General features: G+C 71.9%; 16 protein-coding genes and 2 pseudogenes. 13 read left to right on the forward strand and 5 right to left on the reverse strand.

Translation table 11 applies throughout. From position 1 onward, the window contains the following. Positions 1 to 109: 109 nt before the first annotated feature. Positions 110 to 1,540, reverse strand: a complete 1,431-nt coding sequence (locus tag IF00_RS0133290) for a tetratricopeptide repeat protein (protein ID WP_030324553.1) — start codon at positions 1,538 to 1,540, stop codon at positions 110 to 112. Between the two features lie 329 nt (positions 1,541 to 1,869). Between IF00_RS0133290 and IF00_RS0133295 the strand changes: the two genes are divergently transcribed. Continuing rightward, complete coding sequence (locus IF00_RS0133295; protein WP_245234699.1) at positions 1,870 to 2,769, forward strand: hypothetical protein; 900 nt, start codon at positions 1,870 to 1,872, stop codon at positions 2,767 to 2,769. Between the two features lie 234 nt (positions 2,770 to 3,003). Here IF00_RS0133295 and IF00_RS0133300 read toward each other — a convergent pair whose 3' ends face one another. Continuing rightward, positions 3,004 to 3,942 (reverse strand): ATP-grasp domain-containing protein, encoded by a 939-nt coding sequence (locus IF00_RS0133300; protein ID WP_078944949.1) that lies wholly within the window; start codon positions 3,940 to 3,942, stop codon positions 3,004 to 3,006. A gap of 206 nt (positions 3,943 to 4,148) precedes the next feature. On the opposite strand from IF00_RS0133300, the gene IF00_RS0133305 reads away from it, so the two are divergent. Next, the gene (locus IF00_RS0133305; RefSeq protein ID WP_030324560.1) at positions 4,149 to 6,047 is read left to right on the forward strand and encodes a cellulase family glycosylhydrolase; all 1,899 of its coding nucleotides are present in this window, start codon (positions 4,149 to 4,151) and stop codon (positions 6,045 to 6,047) included. Between the two features lie 145 nt (positions 6,048 to 6,192). Here the strand turns inward: IF00_RS0133305 and IF00_RS0133310 are convergent, their stop codons facing one another. Next, positions 6,193 to 6,417 (reverse strand): DUF6458 family protein, encoded by a 225-nt coding sequence (locus IF00_RS0133310; RefSeq protein ID WP_030324561.1) that lies wholly within the window; start codon positions 6,415 to 6,417, stop codon positions 6,193 to 6,195. 157 nt (positions 6,418 to 6,574) lie between these two features. Here IF00_RS0133310 and IF00_RS0133315 point away from each other — a divergent pair, with 157 nt between their 5' ends. Continuing rightward, entirely contained in the window at positions 6,575 to 7,714 is a 1,140-nt protein-coding gene (locus IF00_RS0133315) for a mechanosensitive ion channel family protein (RefSeq protein WP_245234700.1), read from the forward strand. 15 nt (positions 7,715 to 7,729) lie between these two features. Here the strand turns inward: IF00_RS0133315 and IF00_RS0133320 are convergent, their stop codons facing one another. After that, positions 7,730 to 8,755, reverse strand: a complete 1,026-nt coding sequence (locus IF00_RS0133320) for a LacI family DNA-binding transcriptional regulator (protein WP_106975919.1) — start codon at positions 8,753 to 8,755, stop codon at positions 7,730 to 7,732. A 152-nt stretch (positions 8,756 to 8,907) separates the two neighbouring features. On the opposite strand from IF00_RS0133320, the gene IF00_RS0133325 reads away from it, so the two are divergent. From IF00_RS0133325 to IF00_RS0133340, 4 genes are read left to right on the forward strand one after another with little or no spacing between them, the layout of a single operon-like run. Further along, complete coding sequence (locus IF00_RS0133325; protein WP_030324565.1) at positions 8,908 to 10,215, forward strand: ABC transporter substrate-binding protein; 1,308 nt, start codon at positions 8,908 to 8,910, stop codon at positions 10,213 to 10,215. A 17-nt stretch (positions 10,216 to 10,232) separates the two neighbouring features. Then, entirely contained in the window at positions 10,233 to 11,180 is a 948-nt protein-coding gene (locus IF00_RS0133330) for a carbohydrate ABC transporter permease (protein ID WP_030324567.1), read from the forward strand. Further along, positions 11,180 to 11,998 carry a carbohydrate ABC transporter permease gene (locus IF00_RS0133335; RefSeq protein WP_030324569.1) on the forward strand — a complete coding sequence of 273 codons (819 nt, stop codon included), beginning with the start codon at positions 11,180 to 11,182 and terminating at the stop codon, positions 11,996 to 11,998. The genes IF00_RS0133330 and IF00_RS0133335 overlap by 1 nt, the downstream gene beginning before the upstream one ends. Before the next feature lie 8 nt (positions 11,999 to 12,006). Further along, positions 12,007 to 14,385, forward strand: coding sequence for a beta-xylosidase/alpha-l-arabinosidase (locus IF00_RS0133340; RefSeq protein ID WP_425338353.1), 2,379 nt, complete (start codon positions 12,007 to 12,009; stop codon positions 14,383 to 14,385). Positions 14,386 to 14,485: 100 nt separating this feature from the next. Here IF00_RS0133340 and IF00_RS0133345 read toward each other — a convergent pair. Then, positions 14,486 to 15,286: pseudogene (locus IF00_RS0133345) on the reverse strand (hypothetical protein); the annotation flags it as partial. A 644-nt stretch (positions 15,287 to 15,930) separates the two neighbouring features. On the opposite strand from IF00_RS0133345, the gene IF00_RS0133360 reads away from it, so the two are divergent. From IF00_RS0133360 to IF00_RS44235, 6 genes and pseudogenes are all read left to right on the forward strand, one after another. Continuing rightward, positions 15,931 to 16,305, forward strand: coding sequence for a hypothetical protein (locus IF00_RS0133360; RefSeq protein ID WP_030324578.1), 375 nt, complete (start codon positions 15,931 to 15,933; stop codon positions 16,303 to 16,305). Positions 16,306 to 16,374: 69 nt separating this feature from the next. Continuing rightward, the gene (locus tag IF00_RS0133365) at positions 16,375 to 16,956 is read left to right on the forward strand and encodes a carbonic anhydrase (protein WP_030324579.1); all 582 of its coding nucleotides are present in this window, start codon (positions 16,375 to 16,377) and stop codon (positions 16,954 to 16,956) included. Further along, on the forward strand, positions 16,956 to 18,476 hold the full coding sequence (locus tag IF00_RS0133370; protein WP_037639640.1) for a SulP family inorganic anion transporter: 1,521 nt from the start codon (positions 16,956 to 16,958) through the stop codon (positions 18,474 to 18,476). The genes IF00_RS0133365 and IF00_RS0133370 overlap by 1 nt, the downstream gene beginning before the upstream one ends. 182 nt (positions 18,477 to 18,658) lie before the next feature. Next, entirely contained in the window at positions 18,659 to 18,973 is a 315-nt protein-coding gene (locus IF00_RS0133375; RefSeq protein WP_051820751.1) for a DUF3040 domain-containing protein, read from the forward strand. Positions 18,974 to 19,263: 290 nt separating this feature from the next. Further along, entirely contained in the window at positions 19,264 to 20,379 is a 1,116-nt protein-coding gene (locus IF00_RS0133380) for an AI-2E family transporter (RefSeq protein ID WP_030324583.1), read from the forward strand. A 46-nt stretch (positions 20,380 to 20,425) separates the two neighbouring features. Beyond that, positions 20,426 to 20,740: pseudogene (locus IF00_RS44235) on the forward strand (ATP-binding protein); the annotation flags it as partial. Positions 20,741 to 20,873: the final 133 nt, after the last annotated feature.

Consider the following 20,873-nt stretch of genomic DNA (forward strand, 5'->3'; position numbering starts at 1 on the left):
GGCCTGTCGATCGGGCCGGGCACCCCCAGCGGCGGGCCACACGTGCCGCGCGGCGTGGCGCGACCGCCGCAGCCGCCCGCACGGGTGCATGGGGATCGTGGCTCCACGATCACCGGGACGGGGGCGGAAGGGTTTCGGCCGCTGCCGCAGCCGCGGCCCTCTCCCGGTCGCGAGCGACTGCGGCCAGGGCGGCGTCTCCCAGGGCGTCGGCGAGGCGCGCCCGAGCCGCCCAGTTGTACGAGCTGTCCGGCCGGATCCCGATCCGCTCGCTGATGAGAGCACGGGCCAGATCGTGCCGACCGGAGCCGAGCGCGGAGTCGAGCAGGGTCTTCTGAAGCGCGTCGCGCTGGGCATGGCTGCCTCCGAACGCGTGCATCCCACGGCGAAGGGGCCACAGGAGCTCCACGACGGTGGCGTGCTTCCCCTGCCCGTGCGCCACCAGCGCTTCGCACGCGGGCAGACCGATGTCCGCGGTCATCCGCCGATTGGTGACGGTGTCCGGGCCCTCCTGGGCGAGCCATCGCCGTCGGTCGGCGATGAGCCGCGCCGCCTCCCCGAGCCGCCCGGCCCCCACGTAGGACATGACGGCGTGCACGTCGTTGAACGCGTAGAAGGGGGGATCGGCTCGCGCGGCCCACGCGTCGGCGAGCGCCTCGAAGCGGGTGCCGGACTCCCCTCCGGCGAGCCGGATCCGCCACAACAGCGCGGCGGCGTCCAGCAGTTCCATGGCCAGTCCGGCCGACGCGTCGTTGTGGAGAGCGGCGTCGTAGATGCTCAGGGCGGTGCCGGTGTCGCCCGCTTCCAAGGCGTACAAGGCGTAGTGCCACCAGTTGTGGACGTTGAGGTAGTTGCCCCGCGCCCAGTCGTCGCGGCGTGCATCGAGGTAGCCGATGCCTTCCGACACCCGTCCCTGCATCTCGTACGTGTGCACCACGGCGTGGATCGCCCAGACGTCGCGGGGGTTCTGCTCGACCGCGGCGAGCCCCGCCTCCTCGGCGAGGCGGTAGTGGCCCGACTCCTCCAGCCCGAACGCGTACATGCCCAGCACCAGTCCACGGTGAGGATCGGCGGCATCCCAGGCCGAGAGGGCTCCACCGATGCGATCACGCAGGCGGACCGAGTCACCGGTGAAGAAGTCCAGCTGGTGCCCCACGGCCAGGGCGAGCGCGTCTCTCGGGCACACCAGCGACAGCTCCTCGAGCAGCCTGCCGGCCCGGAGCAGGTCTCCGGCCAGCCACGCCCCGGCCGCGGCGACGTGCAAGCGCTCCCGCACGGGCAGGGACGCGACGTCCACGCCGGCCGTGTACCGGTCGAACCGTTGCCGTGCCGCGAGTGCGTCGCCCGGCTCCGTGCCCAACGCCCCGAGATAGCCCGCGAAGGACTGGGCGACGGGTGAGGTCGGCCCGCTGTCGAGGGCATCGCCGACCGCTTGCTCCACCTCGGGGCTGAAGTGGAGCAGGGACTCGACGGCTCGGTCCAGGTGTGCGGCCGTCTCCTGGGTGCACTCGTGCAAGGGGTTGCCGTACCGGTCTGTCACCATCAGAGATCGCCTCGGCGCGTCGACGGGTCGGAGGAGAAGCACGGCAGCACGATCGCCACCGCATCCCTCATGAAGCCATCCCCGACGCGTCCGGCGCCACCCGGACATGCGCGACCTGGCGAAGTGCCATGATCTGCCGCGCCGTTTCACCGGTGGCGCGCTCCCGGTGCGCGACCCGCCGCGGGACGTCCAGGACCTAGGATGCGTGGATTCGAACGTGCGGGACATCGGGGGTACGCGGCATGAGCGGTTACGGCAGCGGTGGATACGGTGACGGGGCGGGCAGCGGCGGCGCGAACCCACCGCCCGGACGCCCCTACGCACCTCCGGTGCCCCCGCAGGGATATCCGTACGCACAGTCCGGCCCTCCGCCGGCCTATCCGTACCCGCGGTCGAGCCCTCCGCCGGGATACGCGTACCCGCCGTCGGGCCCCCCGCCGGGTCACCCCTACCCGCCGGTCCCGCCGCCGCGCCCGGCGCCTTCGCGGGCCCGGAACATTCTGCGCGGCGTCTACAACCCCCTGTACGCCGCCCAGCGGACGTTCCGCCCCTCACGCCCCGGGATCGTCATCGACCCGGAGGTCCGCAAGCTCCAGTTGTGGCGGACCGGGCTGGGCCTCGCCGCCTGGGTGGGCCTGATGGTCACCTACAACGCCATCGCGAGCGCCGACGACGTCCAGGGCGTGGCGAGCGAACGCCTCGACCAGAGCTGGACCAGTGTCCTGGTGCTCGTCTGCACCTTCCCCGTCGTGGTCGGCGCCTTCGTGGCAGCCGCACGGGACGGCCTGCGCCGGGTGTACCTGCGCAGGACTCTGCGTCCCCTCGGTTCGGTACTGGCCATCATGGCGTCCATGGGCACCTCCGCCCTCTCCATGGCCCCCGAGTTGGCGGGCCTGCGGGACGCCGTGGGGCTTCCCGGCAGGATCATCATCGTCGTGCTGTTCCTGTGGTCGATCGGCTTCGCGCTCTACGGCATCGGGCTGTCCCTGGTGCACGTGTTCCGCACGGCCGACATCCACGAGGTGCTGCCGCCGATCCTCGCCGGCGTCCTGGTGTGGGAGATGGCCCTTCTGGACCTGATCACCGGAAGCTACGCGCAGGTCCCGCCGGGTGCCCGGGTGATCTTCATCCTCGGCGCTCCCGTCACGGTGACAGCCCTGTCGTACTGGGAGCTGCACCGGCTGCGGCGCGACCACGGGCTCACGCTCCGCACAGCCCTGCGGCGTTGACACGCGCCCGGCGTGTGCCGTGGACCCCCGGCCGTGCGCGGCCCGGCCGCCGGGCGGCGCCCGCCGCCGGCAGCGGATGAGCCGGATCTCCGCTGGTCCCACCGGCCGTCACCGCTCCTCCTCACCTCAGGGTCTCCGGGTCTCGGGTGCACCACGCCGTCGGCGGGCAAGGGGCGCTCCCCCGGCATCGGCGGCGGCGACACCGTGGCGTCCCTGCGCCGGATTCGGCGGCGCTCAGCCCGCTGCTTCGAGGCGCCGACGGCAGGCCACGGCGATGGCTTCGGCGACGCCGAGCATGTCGGGCCGCCAGGTGGGATTGCAGTTCACCTCGCACACGGTGAAGGACCCGTCGGCCTCGAAGAGGAGATCGACGCCGGCGACGCCGAGGCCGATGACATCCGCCGCTTCGACGGCCAGGGCCTCCGCGTCCGGATACCGGCCCGTGCAGACGGTGTGGGTCCCGCCCTGCGCCAGGTTGGAGACGAGACGGTCGTCACCTGCCGTGCGCACGGCGGCGGCCGCGGCCCGGCCGTCGACCACGACGACGCGCAGGTCCCGGCCGTGGGAGTGGGCGACGTACCGCTGAAGGAGATAGGGGTGCCGGTCGTCCAGGCTGCCCGCCACGGCTCGCAGCCCCTTGTCGTCGGCGGCGAGGAAGACCCGGCGGCCGCGGTGGCCGCGCACGGCCTTCACCACGCACGGCTGCGGTACACCGGCGTCGAGTACGTGCTCCAGGGGCGCGTCGGTGTGCGTGCGGGTGTCGGGGACGGGGATGCCCGCGGCGGCGAGCTGCTGCAGGTGCCAGAACTTGTTCACCGCCGCGAGGACCGCTTCGGCGGGGTTGATCAGTTGCGTGCCCATCAGGGCGAGGTGCCGCAACAGGGTGACCTCTCTGTCGGCGGACAGCCGAGGCGTCGACAGGCGGGCGTAGGCCACGGCGGGCGTGGGGACGGGTTGCCCGCCGGTGTCGGTGAGTGTGAGCCGTCCGCCGTGCACGCCGAGTACCAGCCGACTGCTGTGGACGACCGCGGCCCGGTGCCCGAGCTCCGCGTCGAAGGAGGCCATGAGCGAGGACGTGACCGGACCCGGGTCTCCCCCGGCGGCGCCCTCCGTGCCGCGGCCGAGCCCAGGGCACAGCAGCAGCCATGCACGTGCTTCGATCACCGACGACATGCCGGTCCCTTCGTCGCGGGTTCCCTCTGCCGGCCCCGACAGATGATAGGGCGATCGAGAACCTGTTCACGGTGGTCACGGCGACGTCCACAGGGCAACGGACCGCGGACATCGGTTACTTGTGGGTACGAAGTCTTGTCAGCCGCATGTTGTTTACGCGAACATGCTGCGGCACGGCTCCCACCCGTCCCCCACCGAAGGCCGTCATGAAAAAGTCACTGCTGGGTGTCGCGCTCGCCGCGGCCCTCATCGTCGGCGGGGCCCCGGCCACCGCCGTACCGGCCCGCGCCGGCGCGGGCACGCCCTCGTCCGCCGGGTCCCTGCTCGCCGAGAGCTGGCAGCCGCCGCTGAGCACCCGCGGCCGCTACGTCGTGGACGCCCACGGCGACCGCTTCAAGCTCCAGTCGGTGAACTGGCACGGCGCCCAGGGCTCGTACAACGGCACCGGCGACGTGAACGACCCTGCCGGCCACCACGACGCCGAGAAGTCCGACCAGGTGCCCCTGGGCCTCGACCGGGTCCCGCTCGCGACCATCCTCGCCGACTTCCACCGCCTCGGCGCCAACAGCGTCCGGCTGCCGTTCTCCAACGAGATGCTGCGCGACCAGCGGGCCGTGCCGGACGCCGCCGTCGCGGCCAACCCGGCCCTCAAGGGCAAGACCCCGCTCCAGGTCTTCGACGCGGTGATCGCGGCGACCACCGCGGAGGGTTTCGCGGTCATCCTCAACAACCACACCAACACCTCGCGTTGGTGCTGCGGACTGGACGGCAACGAGCGCTGGAACACCAGCCAGTCCACCGCGCAGTGGGAGGCCGACTGGCTCTTCCTCGCCAAGCGCTACAAGAACGACAAGCGCGTCGTCGGCGCCGACCTCTACAACGAGGTCCGCCGCACGGTCATGGACGACGCCAACTGGGGCTGGGGCAACGACCACGACTGGTGGGCCGCCTCCCAGCGGGTCGGCGACCGGCTGCTCACCGAGGCCAACCCCGACCTCCTCGTCATCGTCGAGGGCATCAACTGGCAGGGCATACCCACCGACATCACCCCGCACGGGCGGCCCACCCTCGAACCGGCTCGCGAGCTCTCCCACACCCTCGTCGCGTCGGACAAGCTCGTCTACTCGGCCCACTTCTACGGCTACACAGGCCCCCACCACACCGGCGCGACCGGCACGGGCGAGACCAGCGACTGGCGCTACCAGGAACTCCCCCGTGAAGAGCTGTTCCAGACCCTGCAGCGCCAGGCCCTCTTCGTCGCCGACGACACCCGGCGCCACTACACCGCGCCCGTCTGGATCAGCGAGTTCGGCATCGGCGCCGACGAGACCAACCCGCAGGGCCGGACCTGGTTCGCGAACTTCGTCGACTACCTCATCGAGCACGACGCCGACTTCGCCTACTGGCCGGCGGTCGGCTTCACCGGCCACGGACGGTGGAAGCTGCTGGACTACGACAGCCAGGGCCGGCGCTCCGGCATCCTCGACGGCGACGACTGGCGCACCCCGCACTGGCAGCGGCTCGTCGGCGCCCCCGGCAGGGCAGGCACCGTGCCCGTCGCCGACTCCTGGGACATGCTCACCACGGACCACGCCGACTTCGTCCAGTCCCTCCGCGCCCGCGCGAAGGGCGACTGGGACAACGGGGCCCGCAAGGCGGCCTGCCCCGACGGCGAGCGGATCGTCGGGCTCTCCCACGACGGCGGACGCGGCCTGTGCACCGACACCGGAGCCCGCGGACTCGCCGCGCCCACCGGCGCGTTCACCGTCGTGACCGACGAGCGACACGTCGCCGACGGCGACTGGGCCGGCGGCTACACCAAGTTCCAGTGCCCCGCGAACCAGTTCATGGTCGGCTACAGCCTCCGCGGCCGGGCCGTGTCCGCCGTGCTGTGCACCGAGGCCGCCCGGGCCCTGCCGAAGGCCGGCCGCACCCTCTGGTTCGACCGCGGCGACAACCGTCCCGCCGGCGCGCCCGGCGGCGAGTTCTCCCTCGGCACCTACAAGGGCCAGTGCGGCAGCGACGAGTACGCCGCCGGCGTCGCGCACAGCGGCGCCTGGGCGAGGGGCAACAAGCCCGCCGCCCTCCTCTGCCGCACCCTGTGAGGGCCGGCCGGTCGCAGTCCGGCCTCCCCACGGACGGTGGCACGGTGCGGCGGACTCCGGACGAGCACGTCCGGGCGTCCGCCGGCACCGGCGGGCCGCAGGCCCGTGGCCGCCCCGCCGGTACGGTCGCCCGTCTTCCGCCGCCTCAGCGCAGGCCCCTCCGCTCGTCCTCGGTCACCGTCGGGGCGACCGGGGGAACGACGACCCTGCGGCGGCGCAGGATGCTCGTGTACACGGCGGTGCCGATGATGCCGACGGCCATGAGGATCAGCCCCACCAGATCGAGGTCGACCCCCTCGATCTGCCAGTCGGACGCGAAGGCGAGTACGGCTCCGACGGCGATCAGGATGATGCAGACTCCCAGACCCATGTTTCCTCCCTTGTGGGGTCGGACGGTCCTCGCGTACCCCGGTCCGTGACGTTCACCCCTTCGGCGTCAGGAGACCGGAGGCCGGCGGATGTTTGGCGGGCTCGCGGGCGGTGAGGCGAACGGGACGAGCCCGTTCGACTCATCCACTGGGGAGCACATGGAGAGCGTAATCCGCCTGGCGATCTCCGTCGGCGGTTCGGCGCTGGCGGCCTTCGTCGTCTGCCGTTCGGCGGACCTGCTGGCACGGTTCGCCGACGCGCGGCATCCGGAGACCCCGCTGTGGGGGCTGCTGCGCCGCTGCCGCACGCCGCTGTACGTCGTCGTCCTGGCCGCCCTGCTCCGATGGACCTACCCGTTGGCGGCGCCTGGACGAGGGCCGCTCGACGACCATGCGGAGGCGGTGAGCCGCGTCCTGCTGCTGTGCCTGATCGGCGGCGGAGCCTGGCTGACGGTACGGACGGTCGCGGCCGTCGTCGAGTCCTCGTACGCGCGGTACGCCGGGCGCTCCCGCGACGCCGCCCGGCTCCGCCGGGTCCGTACCCAGGTGACGCTGATCATGCGGGTGGTGTCCGTCGCCGTCGGGGTGCTCGCCGCCGCCGCGGCCCTCGTCACCTTCCCCTCCTTCCGTACCCTCGGCACGTCCCTGCTCGCCTCGGCCGGCATCATCGGCATCGTGGCCGGCGTGGCGGCCCAGTCGACACTGAGCAACCTCTTCGCCGGCTTCCAGATCGCGTTCGGTGACATGGTCCGCATCGGTGACACCGTCGTCGTGGACGGCGAATGGGGTGTCGTGGAGGAGGTGACCCTCACCTTCCTCACGGTCCGGACCTGGGACGAGCGTCGCGTCACGCTCCCCGTCTCGTACTTCACCTCGCGGCCGTTCGAGAACTGGTCGCGCGGCGGCGCGGAGATGACGGGGTCGGTGTTCGTCCACTGCGACCACTCGACACCGGTCGCGCTCGTACGGGCGCATCTCCAGGAGTTCCTCGCGACGTGCGACACCTGGGACGGGCGGGGCTGGGACCTCGCCGTCACCGACACCTCGCCGACCGGCATCACGGTGCGGGCGATCGTGACGGCCAAGGACGCAGACGACCTGTGGGCGACTCGTTGCGCCGTACGGGAGGAACTCGTCGGCTGGCTCGCGCGGGAGCACCCGGGCGCCCTCCCCAAGGTCGTCACCGCTCCCGCGGCCGACGCCTTCGACCAGCCGTGGGAGCACGCCAGGACGGCGCGGCAGCGACGCCCCCGCCGACCCGCCCGGAACACCGTCCGACCGGACACGCCCCCGGAGTGAGCGTGCCTCGACCCCTCAGGGGTTCCGCGCAGCCGGTGGGGCGGTGCTCTTCCTGACGACCAGGCTGGTCGCGAGCTCCATGCGGGTCACCGAGGGCTCCCCGGCGCGCAGGCGGAGCAGCATCTGCACCGCTTCCTCGCCCATCTCCCGCAGCGGCTGGTGGATCGTGGTGAGCGGTGGGCTCGACCAGCGCGCGATCATCACGTCGTCGTATCCGACGACGGACAGGTCCTCGGGCACGCGCAGCCCGCGCACCCGGGCCGCCTCCATGACGCCGAGCGCCTGCAGATCGCTTCCGGCGAAGACGGCGGTGGGTCGGTCCGGCAGCTGCAACAGCTCCATGGCCCGCGCGTATCCGCCCTCGACGTGGAAGTCGCCGAATCGGACGAGGGACGGGTCGTGGGCGAGGCCGGCCATGTTCAGCGCGGACCGGTAGCCGTCGAGCCGGGCCAGGGAGCACAGCATGTCGTCGGGACCGGTGATGATGCCGATGCGGCGGTGCCCGAGGTCGATGAGGTGGCGGGTCGCGGCGACGCCGCCGGACCAGTTCGCCGAGCCGACGGACGGCACGTCAGGTTCGGGGTCGCCCGCCGGGTCGACGATCACGAAGGGGATCGACCGCGCGTCGAGCTGCCGCTTGACGGCGTCGGGGAGTGAGGAGAACACCAGGACCACGCCGATCGGCCGACGCTGCAACACGCCTTCGATCCAGTCCGGAGCGGGGGCGTGACGGGTGCCGCTCTCGGTCAGTACGACGCTCGCCTGATGCGCCTTGGCGAGGTTCTCCACCCCGCGGATCAGCTCCATCGACCACACGCTGTCGAGCTCGTGGAAGACGAGTTCGATGAGGGGCGCTTCTCTGGCGACGCGGGTGGTCCGCCGGTACGAGTGCGTCTCGAGGAGCCGCTCCACCTTGACGCGTGTGGCCGAGGAGACGTCCTGTCGGCCGTTGAGGACTTTCGAAACTGTCGAAAGTGATACCCCGGCCTGCTGCGCTACCTCAGCCAGCGTGATTCGCCTGTTCTCCTCGCCATCTCCCATCTGATCAGCATAAAGCACCGCCCCTCGCATCGACATGGTCACGCTTTGATAACCCTCCACCGGAGGGTTGACCGCTTCACCACGCCAACTTTAGCGTCCGACGGCAGCGAAGTTTCGAAATCCAGAGCGAAACTCTTTCGAAAGGTGAGGCGATGAAGCGTCACGTACGGCTCCTCAGAACTGCTGTCGTCGGTGGAGCGTCGCTGGCCATGACACTGGCCCTGGCAGCATGCGGCGGCTCGGGGGACTCCGCCGGAGACGGCTCGGGCGAGATCCACGTCCTGGTGTACGGCGATGCCACCAACAAGGTGGAGAAGCAGCTCGTCGACACCTTCAACAGGACGTCGAAGGTCAAGGCGGTCCTCGACACCATCCCCGGCGCCGACTACCAGTCCAAGCTGCAGACGATCATCAGCGGCAAGCAGGCCCCGGACCTCTTCTTCAACTGGGGCGGCGGCAGCATCAAGCCCTACGTCGACGCGGGCCTGCTCATGCCGCTCGACGACTTCATCGCCAAGGACCCGGGACTGAAGTCCCAGTTCCTGCCGTCGGTCTTCAACACCGCGGTCGTCGACGGCAAGCCCTACGGCATACCCATGCGCGGCACTCAGCCCGTCCTGCTGTTCAGCAACAAGAAGGCCCTGGCGGAGGCCGGTGTCACCGCGCCGCGCACCTGGGACGAGCTCCTGGCCGCCGTGAAGGCGCTCAAGGCCAAGGGCGTCACCCCCATCGCCCTCGGCGGCGGCGACAAGTGGCCGACCCAGATGTGGTTCCAGTACGTCTACGACCGGGTGGCCGGCCCCGACCACTTCCAGAAGGCGGTGAACGGGGACAAGAGCGTCTGGGCGAGCGCCGACAGCAAGAGGGCCCTCGGCATGCTCAAGGAGCTGATCGACGCCGGCGCCTTCGGCACCAACTACGACTCGGTCAAGTTCACCGACGGCGGCTCCCCCGCCCTCCTCGCCACCGGCAAGGCGGCCTTCGAACTCATGGGCTCCTGGGAGTACTCCACCCTGCAGGACGCCTACCCGGACTTCGTGAAGAGCGACCTCGGCTACGGCACCTTCCCGACCGTCGAGGGCGGCAAGGGGGACCCGGCCAACCTCGCCGGCAACACCAACAACTTCTACTCGGTCCTGAAGAGCACCGAGCACCCCGAGGCCGTGGCCGAGTTCCTGAAGCTCATGTACTCGGACGAGTTCGTCAAGGGCCAGCTCGGCATCGGCAACCTGCCCACCACCGCCAACACCCCGAAGTTCCTGGACGGCTCCGCCAGCCCCGCCTACTCGACGTACCAGTACGACCTGGTGAAGAAGGCGCCCGCCTTCCAGCTCTCCTGGGACCAGGCCTATCCCCCGGCCGCCACGACCACCATCCACCAGGCCGTCCAGCAGTTCTTCAGCGGACAGACGGGTCCTGACGCCTTCATCGCCGCCATGCAGACCCTGCCCGCGGCCTGACCTCCGGAACGCCCGCCATGACCACTACCGCAGTCCCCACCGTGGACAGCGCCGAGAAGAGCGCCCGGCGCGGACGGCCCGGCGGCCCCGTGACCGGTGTGGGCCGCCCGGGCATCGCCTGGGCGGCGCCCGCCGCCGTCTTCTTCGGCCTCTTCGCCCTCGTACCGCTCCTCCTGGTCGTCGTCCTCTCCTTCACCCGCTGGAACGGCCTCGGTTCCCCGGAGTTCGCCGGCCTGGACAACTGGAGCCGGTTGCTCGACGACCCGGTGATGGTGAAGAGCCTCTGGCTGAGCCTGGTGTTCACCGTCCTCGGCGTCGTCGTCCAGACGCCGCTCAGCATCCTGCTCGGCGTCTGGGCCGCCGGCCGGCAGCGCAACCGGGCCGTGCTCTCCGCCGTCTACTTCGTCCCGCTCCTGCTGTCCATCACCGCGGTCTCCGTCCTGTGGCGCGCCGTGCTCGACCCCAACTTCGGTGTTCCCTCACAGGCGAAGTGGCTCTTCGGCGACGGCAACCTGTTCGGCACGCAGGCCGGCGCCATCGGTGTCCTCGTCTTCGTCAGCACCTGGCAGTTCACACCCCTGCACACCCTCATCTACCAGGGCGCCGCACGGGCCGTCCCCGGAGTCCTCTACGAGGCCGCCCGGATCGACGGCGCGGGCACGGTCCGCCAGTTCTTCCACATCACCCTGCCGCAGCTGCGCAACACCGTCGTCACCTCGACGATCCTGATGGTGGTCGGCGGGCTCACGACCTTCGACACCGTACTGATCCTCACCCAGGGCGGGCCGGGCACCGACACCACGAACAGCGCCTACTACATGTACCAGAAGGCCTTCAAGAGCTTCGACTTCGGAGGAGCCTCCGCGATCGCGCTCCTCCTCGTCCTCGTCGCCACTCTCGTCTCCCTGGTCATGGTGCGGCTCACCGGCTACGACAGGATGCGCAGCACCATGGAGGGCGTGTGATGAGAAACCGCCCCAACTACCTGGCCGGACTCGGCTCGCTGGTCTGGCTGTTCGTGGTCGGCCTGCCGCTGTACGTCATGCTGATCGCCACCTTCCAGTCCCGTACGGAATACGCGGCGAACGGCCCGCTGGCCCTCCCCGAGCGCTTCACCCTCGACAACTACCTCAACGACCTCGACGACGGCTTCGCGCAGTACTTCCTCAACACGGTCGTCGTCACCGTCTGCGTGGTCGGCATCGTCCTCCTCCTCGTGCCGCCCCTCGCGTACGCCATCGTGCGCAGCGACGGCAAGGCCACCGGCCGGGTCTTCCGGCTCTTCCTGCTCGGGCTCGCCATCCCGTCACAGGCCGTCATCGTCCCGATGTTCTACCTCATCAACGAGGCCGGGCTCTACGACAACCTCCTCGGCGTCATCCTGCCGACCGCCGCCTTCGCCATGCCCGTGTGCGCCCTGATCCTCTCCGGCGTCATGCGGGACATCACTCCCGAGCTGTACGAGGCCATGACCGTCGACGGGGCCTCCCCCTGGAGGATCTTCGTCCAGCTGGTGCTGCCCCTGTCGAAGAGCGGTCTCTCCACCATCGTCGTGTTCTCCTCGCTCCAGGCCTGGAACGGCTTCCTGTTCCCGCTCGTCCTCACGCAGTCCTCGGAGAACAAGGTCATCACCATGGGCCTCTACGACTTCCAGACGGAACACGGCGTCGACATCCCCGGTCTCCTCTCGGCCGTCGTCCTGTCCATGCTCCCCATCCTGCTCGTCTATCTGTTCGCCCGTCGCGCCCTGGTCCAGGGGCTGATGGGGGTCGGAGGAAAGTGACCGGCACCGTGGCCATCCAGCCCCAAGCCCCGTACCGCGCCTGGCGCGACCCCGCGCTGAGCGCGGAAGTCCGGGTCGACGCACTGATCCGCGAGATGACCCTGAAGGAGAAGGTGGCCCAGCTCTTCGGCGTGTGGGTCGGCGCCTCCGACGAGGGCGCCGAGGTCGCACCGCACCAGCACGACATGGAGGCGGCGGTCGACCTCGACGACCTGCTGCCCGACGGCCTCGGCCAGCTCACCCGGCCCTTCGGGACCGTGCCCGTCGACCCCGCCGTCGGCGCCCTCTCGCTGATGCGGACGCAGGCCCGGATCACCGCCGCGAACCGCTTCGGCATCCCGGCCGTCGCCCACGAGGAGTGCCTCGCGGGCTTCGCGGCCTGGGGCGCCACGGCCTATCCCGTCCCCCTCTCGTGGGGAGCCACCTTCGACCCGGTGCTCGTGCGGGAGATGGCTGCCGCCATCGGCCGCGACATGCGGAACGTGGGCGTGCACCAGGGGCTCGCCCCCGTCCTCGACGTGGTCCGCGACGCACGCTGGGGGCGCGTCGAGGAGACCATCGGCGAGGACCCGTACCTCGTCGGGACGATCGCCACCGCCTATGTCCAGGGGCTCGAGTCCGCCGGGGTCGTCGCCACCCTCAAGCACTTCGCCGGCTACTCCGCCTCCCGGGCCGGCCGCAACCTCGCCCCCGTCGGCATGGGCGCCAGGGAGCTGGCCGACGTGATCCTGCCCCCGTTCGAGATGGCGGTCCGGGAGAGCGGCGTCCGGTCGGTGATGCACGCCTACACCGACACCGACGGCGTTCCCTCGGCGGCCGACGACCGGCTGCTCACCGGACTCCTCCGGGACACCTGGGGCTTCACCGGCACCGTCGTGGCCGACTACTTCGGGATCGCGTTCCTGAAGACCCTGCACGGTGTCGCCGGCACGCTCGGCGAGGCGGCCGGGGCGGCCCTCGCGGCCGGGGTCGACGTGGAACTGCCCACCGTCAAGGCCTTCGGCGCCCCGCTCCTGGACGCGGTCGGGCAGGGACACGTGACCGAGGAGCTCGTGGACCGCGCGGTCCGGCGGGTCCTGCTGCAGAAGACCCGGCTCGGGCTGCTCGACCCCGACTGGAGCCCGGTCCCTCCGGCACTGCGCGATGCCGACACCACGGCGGGCCCCGACGCCCTCCGGGGCACGATCGACCTGGACCCGGCCGCCAACCGGGAGCTGGCCGGCCGCATGGCCGAACAGGCCGTCGTGCTGCTCCGCAACGACGGGACACTCCCGCTGGACCCGGGCACTCCCCGCCGGATCGCCCTGATCGGCCCCAACTCCGAGGCTCCCACGGCCGTCCTCGGCTGCTACGCCTTCCCCGTCCACGTGGGCGGACAGCACCCCGACATCCCGGTCGGCATCGCCCTGCCCACCCTCCGGGAGGCCCTCGTGGCCGAGTTCCCCGGCGCCGAGGTCCTCGTGGCGCGGGGCACCGGCATCGACGACGGCGGTACCGAGGGATTCGCCGAGGCCCTCGACCTCGCCCGCGGCGCCGATGTCGTCGTGGCGGCCCTCGGCGACCGCGCGGGGCTGTTCGGGCGGGGCACCAGCGGCGAGGGCTGCGACGCCGAGTCCCTCGTCCTTCCCGGCGCGCAGAGCCGACTGCTCGACGCCCTCCTCGACACCGGGACACCGGTCGTGACGACCCTGCTGGCCGGCCGGCCCTACGCGCTCGGCCGCGCGGCCGACGAGTCCGCCGCCGTCGTGCAGTCCTTCTTCCCCGGCGAGGCCGGAACGGCCGCGATCGCCTCCGTCCTCAGCGGCCGGACCGGCCCGAGCGGCCGGCTGCCCGTCAGCGTGCCACGCCACCCCGGCGCCCAGCCGTCCACCTATCTGGCCTCCCGTCTCGGCCACAGCAGCGAGGTCTCCAGCATCGACCCCACCCCGGCCTTCGGCTTCGGACACGGCCTCACCTACACCTCCTTCGCATGGAGCGACCTGGTCGTCGAGGACACCGAGGTCCCCACGGACGGCGAGGTACGGCTCGCCCTCACCGTGGCGAACGCCGGCGACCGCGCCGGCACCGAAGTCGTACAGCTGTATCTGCACGACCCGGTGGCCTCCGTGGTCCAGCCCGTGCAGAGACTCATCGGGTACGTACGTCTCGACCTGGCCCCCGGGGAGCGGGCTCGGATCCGCTCGGTCGTCCCCGCGGACCTCGCGTCGTTCACCGGCAGGGCCGGGAAGCGCGTCGTGGAACCGGGAGAACTGGAGCTGCGGCTCGGCGCGTCCAGTACGGAGCCGCGGCTGACCGCCCGAGTGACGCTGACGGGTCCGGTGCGGCAGGTCGACCACCACCGGCGCCTGCACGCCGGCTTCGAGGTCCTCCGGCACGCCTGCCGGTGACCTGACGACGGCGCCCACCCGACCGAACCGGCCGGGTGGGCGCCCTCTCGATCTCCCCGCGGCCGATCCCCGCCCCGGGTTCGGCGGGGGACCTACGCGCCGGCCCTGGACCTGGCCTTGGACGGCCGAACCTCAGGTAGAGCGGTGCGCCGCGCCGGATCAGCTCGGCGACCTCGTACATACGCACAGGGCCGCCGAGGTCGTCGGGGGCCTCGATGTACAGGTCCATGGGGGCTGCGGAAACCCGCCGGATGGCGGTGAGATGATCCGGCGTCAGGTCACTGGGCACGTTGATCGAGTCGGCGCCGAGGCCTTCGTACACCGCGTACGAGGCGGGGTTGACCGGGCCGATCAGCGCGGAGACCTTGAGCGTGGTGTCCGCCGGGACGAGCCCTTCGAGGCGCGCCCGGTGCAGCGTCCACAGCACACCCTCGTCGGCGACGAGCAGGCACCGCACGCCGAGTTCGGTGGCGCGGACGGCGTCCTCGACGCACCCGGCGACGGCGTCGTGGCCACGCGCACGGGGTCCCGCCCCCCGCGAGTCGGTGCGCACCGAGCCGCCGATGTCCCAGGTGCCGCGCGGGCCGGTGAACAGACAGAGCTCGACGCCGCGTTCGGTGGCCGCGGCGACCATGTCGGTGATCTCCGCGTCGGTCAGCATCCACACGCCGCTGCCCTGGCTGATCCGGCGCACCGGCACGTCGAGCCGCTCGGCCTCCGCCAGGACCACGGTCAGCGCCTCGTAGCCCTCGCAGGACGGAATCTCGGTGCGCCAGCGGCCGCCACCGGGGAAGGTGTGCGGAGAGGCGTCGGCGGGCGCCGGGGCGGGCGCCCCGAGGCCGGGCGCGGCGAGCGCGTACTCGGCGGGCCGGCGGGAGGCCGGGGAGTCGTCGTCGGTCACGGACCGTCCTTCACGTTCGATATATCGGACATGGTTCGACGTGCTGGGTACGGGTCTCCCCCGCCGACCACGGACGGGGGGGTTCGGGAGCCCGGCTTCCCGACCGGCCGCCCGCGACCTACGGGTCGCCGCCTTCGTGCGCGACCGGGAGCGGCGGGTCGAGCGGCCGGGACGTTTCGACGCCGTGCGTGCCGACACCCGTGATGCGCACAGCGATTGCCCCTTGCCGTTCGTTCGATATTTCGTCAGGCGTTCGAAATTCTGGCGTGACAGTAGGGAGGCCGCACGAGGTGCGTCAAGACGTCGCACAACCCGGCGTGGGACGGCGACGTCGCACCCGTCGCACCGAGCAGAGTGCGGCCGGCCATCGGGGTCGGGACCGCGGCCACCACGAGGACCGACGCGCCGGCGAGGTCGATGCCCGCGCACACGGGGTGGCCGACCTGACGGACTCCGCGAGCGCCGACCGTTGCGACGCTGCCGTTCGCGTCAACATCAGGCTGATTCCCTTCGAAAACCGTCGTACAGCACGGGTGTCGCGGAGTGCCGTTCACATGGGCGTATTACCCTTCGTTGACTCAACCTTGGGCTTGCTTTGGTTAATTCTGATGACGGTGTGACCAGAGGGAGGAGCGTTCCTGTTGATGTCAGGCCGCACATCCGCAGCCCTGCGCACGACCCTCCTTCTCGTCCTCGCCCTCGTCTGCGGCACTTTCGCGCTGCCCACCCCCGCCGGCCCCCAGCCCGAACCGCCCCGCGTCCAGCAGGTCGCGCCGGCCGAGGCGTACGAGTCCGCGCACGCCTCGGGTGGCGAGTCCGACGCGCCCAGGGGTTCCGCCCTCCACCGTGACCGACGGCGGTCCGGCACCACGGCCGCGGGCCCTCCCGGCCCCCCGCCGCTCGTCACGCGCACCGCACCACTCACGGACCCGCCGGCCGGCCGCACCGGCGGCCCGGACACCCGGCCCAGACCGCTCGCCGCACACGACTCCTCCGCCCTCCAGGTCTTCCTCTGCTGACAGGCGGCACCACCCTGCGCCGACCTGTCAGCCCGACGCGCCCCCGCGGCGCGCCAGGAGGAAACATTCATGCAGCCCCTCATCGACCACGCCCGCCGATTCGGACAGCGCCCTGAGGAGTTCGCCCCGCACGCCGCGGGCCAGTCCCCGGCCGTCCTGTTCGTCACCTGCTCCGACTCCAGGGTCGTACCCGCCCTGATCACCGGCGCCCGACCGGGCCAACTCTTCGAACTGCGCACGGCGGGCGGCATCGTGCCCCCGTACGGCACCGGCAGCCCCAGCGGGGAGGCCGCCACGATCGAGTACGCCGTGGAGGTCCTCGGCGTCGAGGACGTCGTCGTCTGCGGCCACTCCCACTGCGGCGCGGTGGGCGCCCTCGTCCGGGGCGAGGACCTGAGCGCCGTGCCCGCCGTACGGGACTGGCTCGCCCACGCGGCCCCCGACGGGGCCCCCGGCAGCCCCGACGACCCGGCCGTCACCGACGCCGTGCACGGCCATGTCCTCGCCCAACTGCTCCGTCTGCGCTCCTATCCGTGCGTCGAACGGAGGCTGGCAGACGGCCTCCTCCGCCTGCACGGCTGGTACTACGAGGTGCACACCGGCGCCGTCCTGGAGTACCGCTCCGGGTCCGACACCTTCGAGGCGCTCTGATGAAGGACGTCCGGACGCCGCGCTCCTTTCCCTTCCTGCGACAGGACTTCGCCGCCTCGCTCGTCGTCTTCCTCGTCGCCCTCCCGCTCTGCATCGGCGTCGCCGTCGCCTCCGGCGTCCCCGCCGAACTGGGCCTCATCACCGGCATCGTCGGCGGCATCGTCACCGGCCTGATGCGGGGCAGCAGCCTCCAGGTCTCCGGCCCCGCCGCCGGCCTCACCGTGCTCGTCCTCGAAGCGGTCCGCGCCTTCGGCCTCCCCGCCCTCGGCGTCATCGTGCTGGCGGCCGGCCTGCTGCAGATCGCCATGGGCCTCCTCCGCTGGGGCCGCTGGTTCCGCGCGATCTCCCTCTCCGTCGTCGAGGGCATGCTCGCGGGCATCGGCCTGGTCATCATCGCCGGGCAGCTCTACGCCGCGGCGGGAATCCCCGCCCCCGAGTCCGGTCTCGACAAGCTCACCGGCCTGCCGGGCGCCCTCGCCGACGCCCTGGGCAACCGCACGGCCCTCGTGTCGCTCGCCGTCGGGGCCGGTACCGTCGTCCTGATCGTCGGGTGGCGGCGGATGCCGCGGCGGGCCCGAGCGGTACCCGGCGCCCTGGTGGCGGTCCTCCTGGCCGCCCTCGCGACCGCCCTGTTCGACCTTCCGGTGCCGACCGTGAGGGTGAGCGGCGTACTGGAGGCCATCCACCTGCCGGGCTCCGAAGCCCTCTCCTCCCTCGCCGACCCGGCCCTCCTCGGCACGGTCCTCGCGTTCGCCCTGATCGCCTCCGCCGAGTCGCTGTTCAGCGCGGCGGCAATCGACCGGCTCCACACGGGAACGCGCACGGACTACGACAAGGAACTCGTCGCACAGGGCGCGGGCAACACGCTGTGCGGTCTGCTCGGCGCCCTGCCGCTGACCGCGGTCATCGTGCGCAGTTCGGCCAATCTCGAGGCGGGCGCCCGGACGAAGGCGTCCCGGGTCCTCCACGGTGTCTGGCTGCTGCTCTTCGTCGCCCTGCTGCCCGCCGTCCTCGCGTACATCCCGCTGGCCGCACTGGCCGGGATCCTCGTGCACGCCGGCTGGAAGCTCATCCCGTTCAAGGGCGTCCTGACGCTCTGGCGGCGCCACCGGGGCGAGGCCCTCGTCCTCGTGGCGACGGCGACGGCCATCGTCGCGGTCGGCATGTTCGAGGGTGTCCTGATCGGCCTCGTCCTGTCGGTCGCGAAAGCCGCCTGGGAGGCCTCGCACCTGCGGATCGAGCACAGCGAGGACGGACGCGACGCGGTCCGCGTACGGCTCCAGGGGACGATCACCTTTCTGAGGCTGCCCCAGATACTCGACAGCCTGGAGGCCCTCCCCAGCGACCGCCGGGTGGTCCTGGACCTCACCGGGGTCCACCACCTGGACCACGCCTGCAGGGCTGCGCTCGAGACGTGGGCCGAACGCCACAGCGGAGCCGACGCCGAGGCCGTCCGCGCCGACACGGCCCCGGACCGGCACGAGGACTCCGCCGCGGGCCCGGTGAGCGCCCCGCACTGAGAACCGGAGGCGAACGGGGGCGACGCGCGCCGCGTCGTCCCCGTTCGCGGACCTGCCCGCGGGACCGCACCTCGTCGTCTGCGGAGGCCCTCCCGGGCTCGAGCCGTCACAATGAGACGCGGGCGCGATTGAGGGAACGTCCGAACCTCCATCCGCCTCCGCGTGGTACCGAGGAGGTCGCCATGAGTCACTCCACGGACGACCGGCGCGTGCTGGCCGAGATGGAGCAGCGCCTCGCACGCGACGATCCCGAGCTCTTCGCTCTCTTCGCCACGCTGATCCAGCGGTTCCCACCTGTACCGGAAGAGACCCGCCCGGCGGCCCGTAAGGGGCGAAGACGCCTTCGCCGCAAGCCGGCCGTGATCCTCTTCGCCCTGATCGCGGTGCTCGGCCTGATCCTCACCGCGCTCCTGAGTGCCCCGTCGTCCCCACCGTCGGGAGAGGACACACCGCCGGGCACCCACTCCGGGTCCCCCCTGACGCCTCCTGCACGGTGACGGTGCGTGCCGCACCGAGGTGACCGAGCGTGCCGGACACCGAGGCCGTCGGCTCGCCGGGGCAGGCCCGGAGCGCCTCCGGCCGCCTCGGTCGGGACGCGGCGAAGAGCGAGACGGGCATGATGTGCGGTGCCGTCGTTCGCGAGATCGGCCAGGATCTCGCGAACGACAGGGTCGAACTCCACACCCGGCCCGGAAACGGGCCGCCCCGTGCGACGCCGCCTGTGACGCCTGCCCGAGCAGCGGGGGCGGGCCCGGAGCGCGGAAGGGCGGGTCCCTAGGGTGGACCCATGTCTGCCACCTTGAGTCCCACGAAGGCCGCCGCCGCTCTGCGCACAGCGGCTCGTGTGTCCGCCGAGTCGTTGTTGGTCCTGCTGATGGCAGGGGTGGCCCTGTGGGTCCTGGGTCGCATGTGGTCGGTCGTCTGGCCTCTCGTCGTCGGGCTGATCCTCACGACGCTGACCTGGCCGCCGGCCCGTTTCCTCCGGCGCCACGGCTGGCCTCCCGCCTTGGCGGCGGCGGTCGTCACGGTCTCGTTCGTCCTGGCCGTCGCCGGCATCGTCGCGCTGATCGCGGTGCCCGTGGCATCCCAGTCCGGGGAACTCTCCCAGGGTGCGGTCGAGGGAGTCCAGCGACTGCGCGAGTGGGCGGCCGGGCCGCCGCTGAACATCGGCGCAGACGAGATCTCCGGCGCTCTCGACACGGCGATGGCCCGCGTCCAGGACAGCATCGGCAGCATGGTCACCGCGGTCGCCACCGGCGTGGGCACGGTGTTCAACGGCGTGGTCACGGCCTTCCTCGCCCTCTTCCTGATGTTCTTCTTCCTCAAGGACGGCCCCCGGTTCGTACCGTGGCTCACCCGTCAGCTCCCCGGGCGGCTCGCCGTCGACGTCCCGATCGTGGCGGAGCGGAGCTGGGACACCCTGGGAGCGTTCGTGCGCAGCCAGGCGTTCGTGGGCCTGCTCGACGCCGTGCTCATCGGCGTGGGTCTGTGGATACTCGACGTGCCCCTGGTCCTCCCCCTCGCCGTGCTGACCTTCGTCTCCGCGTTCGTGCCGATCGTGGGAGCCCTGTTCGCCGGTCTGGTCGCGGTTCTCATCGCGCTCGTGTCGAACGGCCTCACCGACGCGCTGATCGTTCTGGCGATCATCGTCGTGGTGCAGCAGGTGGAGGGAAACGTCTTCCAGCCCATGATCCAGAGTCGGGGACTCGGCCTGCACGCGGCCGTCGTCCTGCTCGCGGTGACGCTCGGCGGCAGCCTGGCCGGCATCGTGGGCAGTCTGCTCGCCGTCCCGGTGGCCGCGCTCATCGCGGTCTTCTGGAACTACCTGAGGGAGCAGCTCGGCGACGAGGGGCCGGACCAGGATCCGGACGAGGCGGACGCCCCCGTCGCCGTCATGTCCTGAGCCGACGACGGGCCGGCCGGAGAGGAGCCACTCACGGTCGGGACGTGCCGGCGTCGCTCGCCGCTGCGCCGGTGCCGGCATCGACTTCGTCGGACCGACCCCCGAACAGCCGGAGCTGTTCGGGGCCGAGCACACCGCACGCGCCGCCGCGCAGGCGGCGGGCGTACCGCTCGCCCCCGGCACCGGCCTCCTCCCGGATGTCGGCGCCGCGCTCGCGGCGGCCGCGGAGATCGGCTACCCGGTGATGCTCAAGGCGACCGGCGGCGATGGAGGCATCCGCATGCGGGCCTGTCGCGACGCGGCCGACCTCACGTCGTACGGCGGCCGGCGCGCCGCCCTTCCCTCCCTCGGCCGCTCCGGGGAGCGGGGACCGCGTCCGCCCCGTGGCTGAACTTCCGCAAAGAGGCACGGGAGTCGGCCGGTCCGGCCCCGGCCGGTCGGCCGATGCGAACGGGCAGGAAGGGGGGTCGGCGCCGCTCGTGCGTGCGGCCTCC

Source organism: Streptomyces flavochromogenes (assembly GCF_000717595.1).
GTDB classification, from domain to species: Bacteria; Actinomycetota; Actinomycetes; order Streptomycetales; family Streptomycetaceae; genus Streptomyces; species Streptomyces flavochromogenes.

Excerpts from the sequence above, each read along its gene's own strand:
- IF00_RS0133375 (WP_051820751.1), top strand. The coding sequence starts at position 18,659 with ATGAGTCACTCCACGGACGACCGGCGCGTGCTGGCCGAGATGGAGCAG.
- IF00_RS0133300 (WP_078944949.1), bottom strand. The coding sequence starts at position 3,942 with ATGTCGTCGGTGATCGAAGCACGTGCATGGCTGCTGCTGTGCCCTGGG.
- IF00_RS0133290 (WP_030324553.1), bottom strand. The coding sequence starts at position 1,540 with ATGGTGACAGACCGGTACGGCAACCCCTTGCACGAGTGCACCCAGGAG.
- IF00_RS0133320 (WP_106975919.1), bottom strand. The coding sequence starts at position 8,755 with ATGGGAGATGGCGAGGAGAACAGGCGAATCACGCTGGCTGAGGTAGCG.
- IF00_RS0133330 (WP_030324567.1), top strand. The coding sequence starts at position 10,233 with ATGACCACTACCGCAGTCCCCACCGTGGACAGCGCCGAGAAGAGCGCC.
- IF00_RS0133310 (WP_030324561.1), bottom strand. The coding sequence starts at position 6,417 with ATGGGTCTGGGAGTCTGCATCATCCTGATCGCCGTCGGAGCCGTACTC.
- IF00_RS0133335 (WP_030324569.1), top strand. The coding sequence starts at position 11,180 with ATGAGAAACCGCCCCAACTACCTGGCCGGACTCGGCTCGCTGGTCTGG.
- IF00_RS0133360 (WP_030324578.1), top strand. The coding sequence starts at position 15,931 with ATGTCAGGCCGCACATCCGCAGCCCTGCGCACGACCCTCCTTCTCGTC.
- IF00_RS0133380 (WP_030324583.1), top strand. The coding sequence starts at position 19,264 with ATGTCTGCCACCTTGAGTCCCACGAAGGCCGCCGCCGCTCTGCGCACA.
- IF00_RS0133370 (WP_037639640.1), top strand. The coding sequence starts at position 16,956 with ATGAAGGACGTCCGGACGCCGCGCTCCTTTCCCTTCCTGCGACAGGAC.
- IF00_RS0133315 (WP_245234700.1), top strand. The coding sequence starts at position 6,575 with ATGGAGAGCGTAATCCGCCTGGCGATCTCCGTCGGCGGTTCGGCGCTG.
- IF00_RS0133305 (WP_030324560.1), top strand. The coding sequence starts at position 4,149 with ATGAAAAAGTCACTGCTGGGTGTCGCGCTCGCCGCGGCCCTCATCGTC.
- IF00_RS0133325 (WP_030324565.1), top strand. The coding sequence starts at position 8,908 with ATGAAGCGTCACGTACGGCTCCTCAGAACTGCTGTCGTCGGTGGAGCG.
- IF00_RS0133365 (WP_030324579.1), top strand. The coding sequence starts at position 16,375 with ATGCAGCCCCTCATCGACCACGCCCGCCGATTCGGACAGCGCCCTGAG.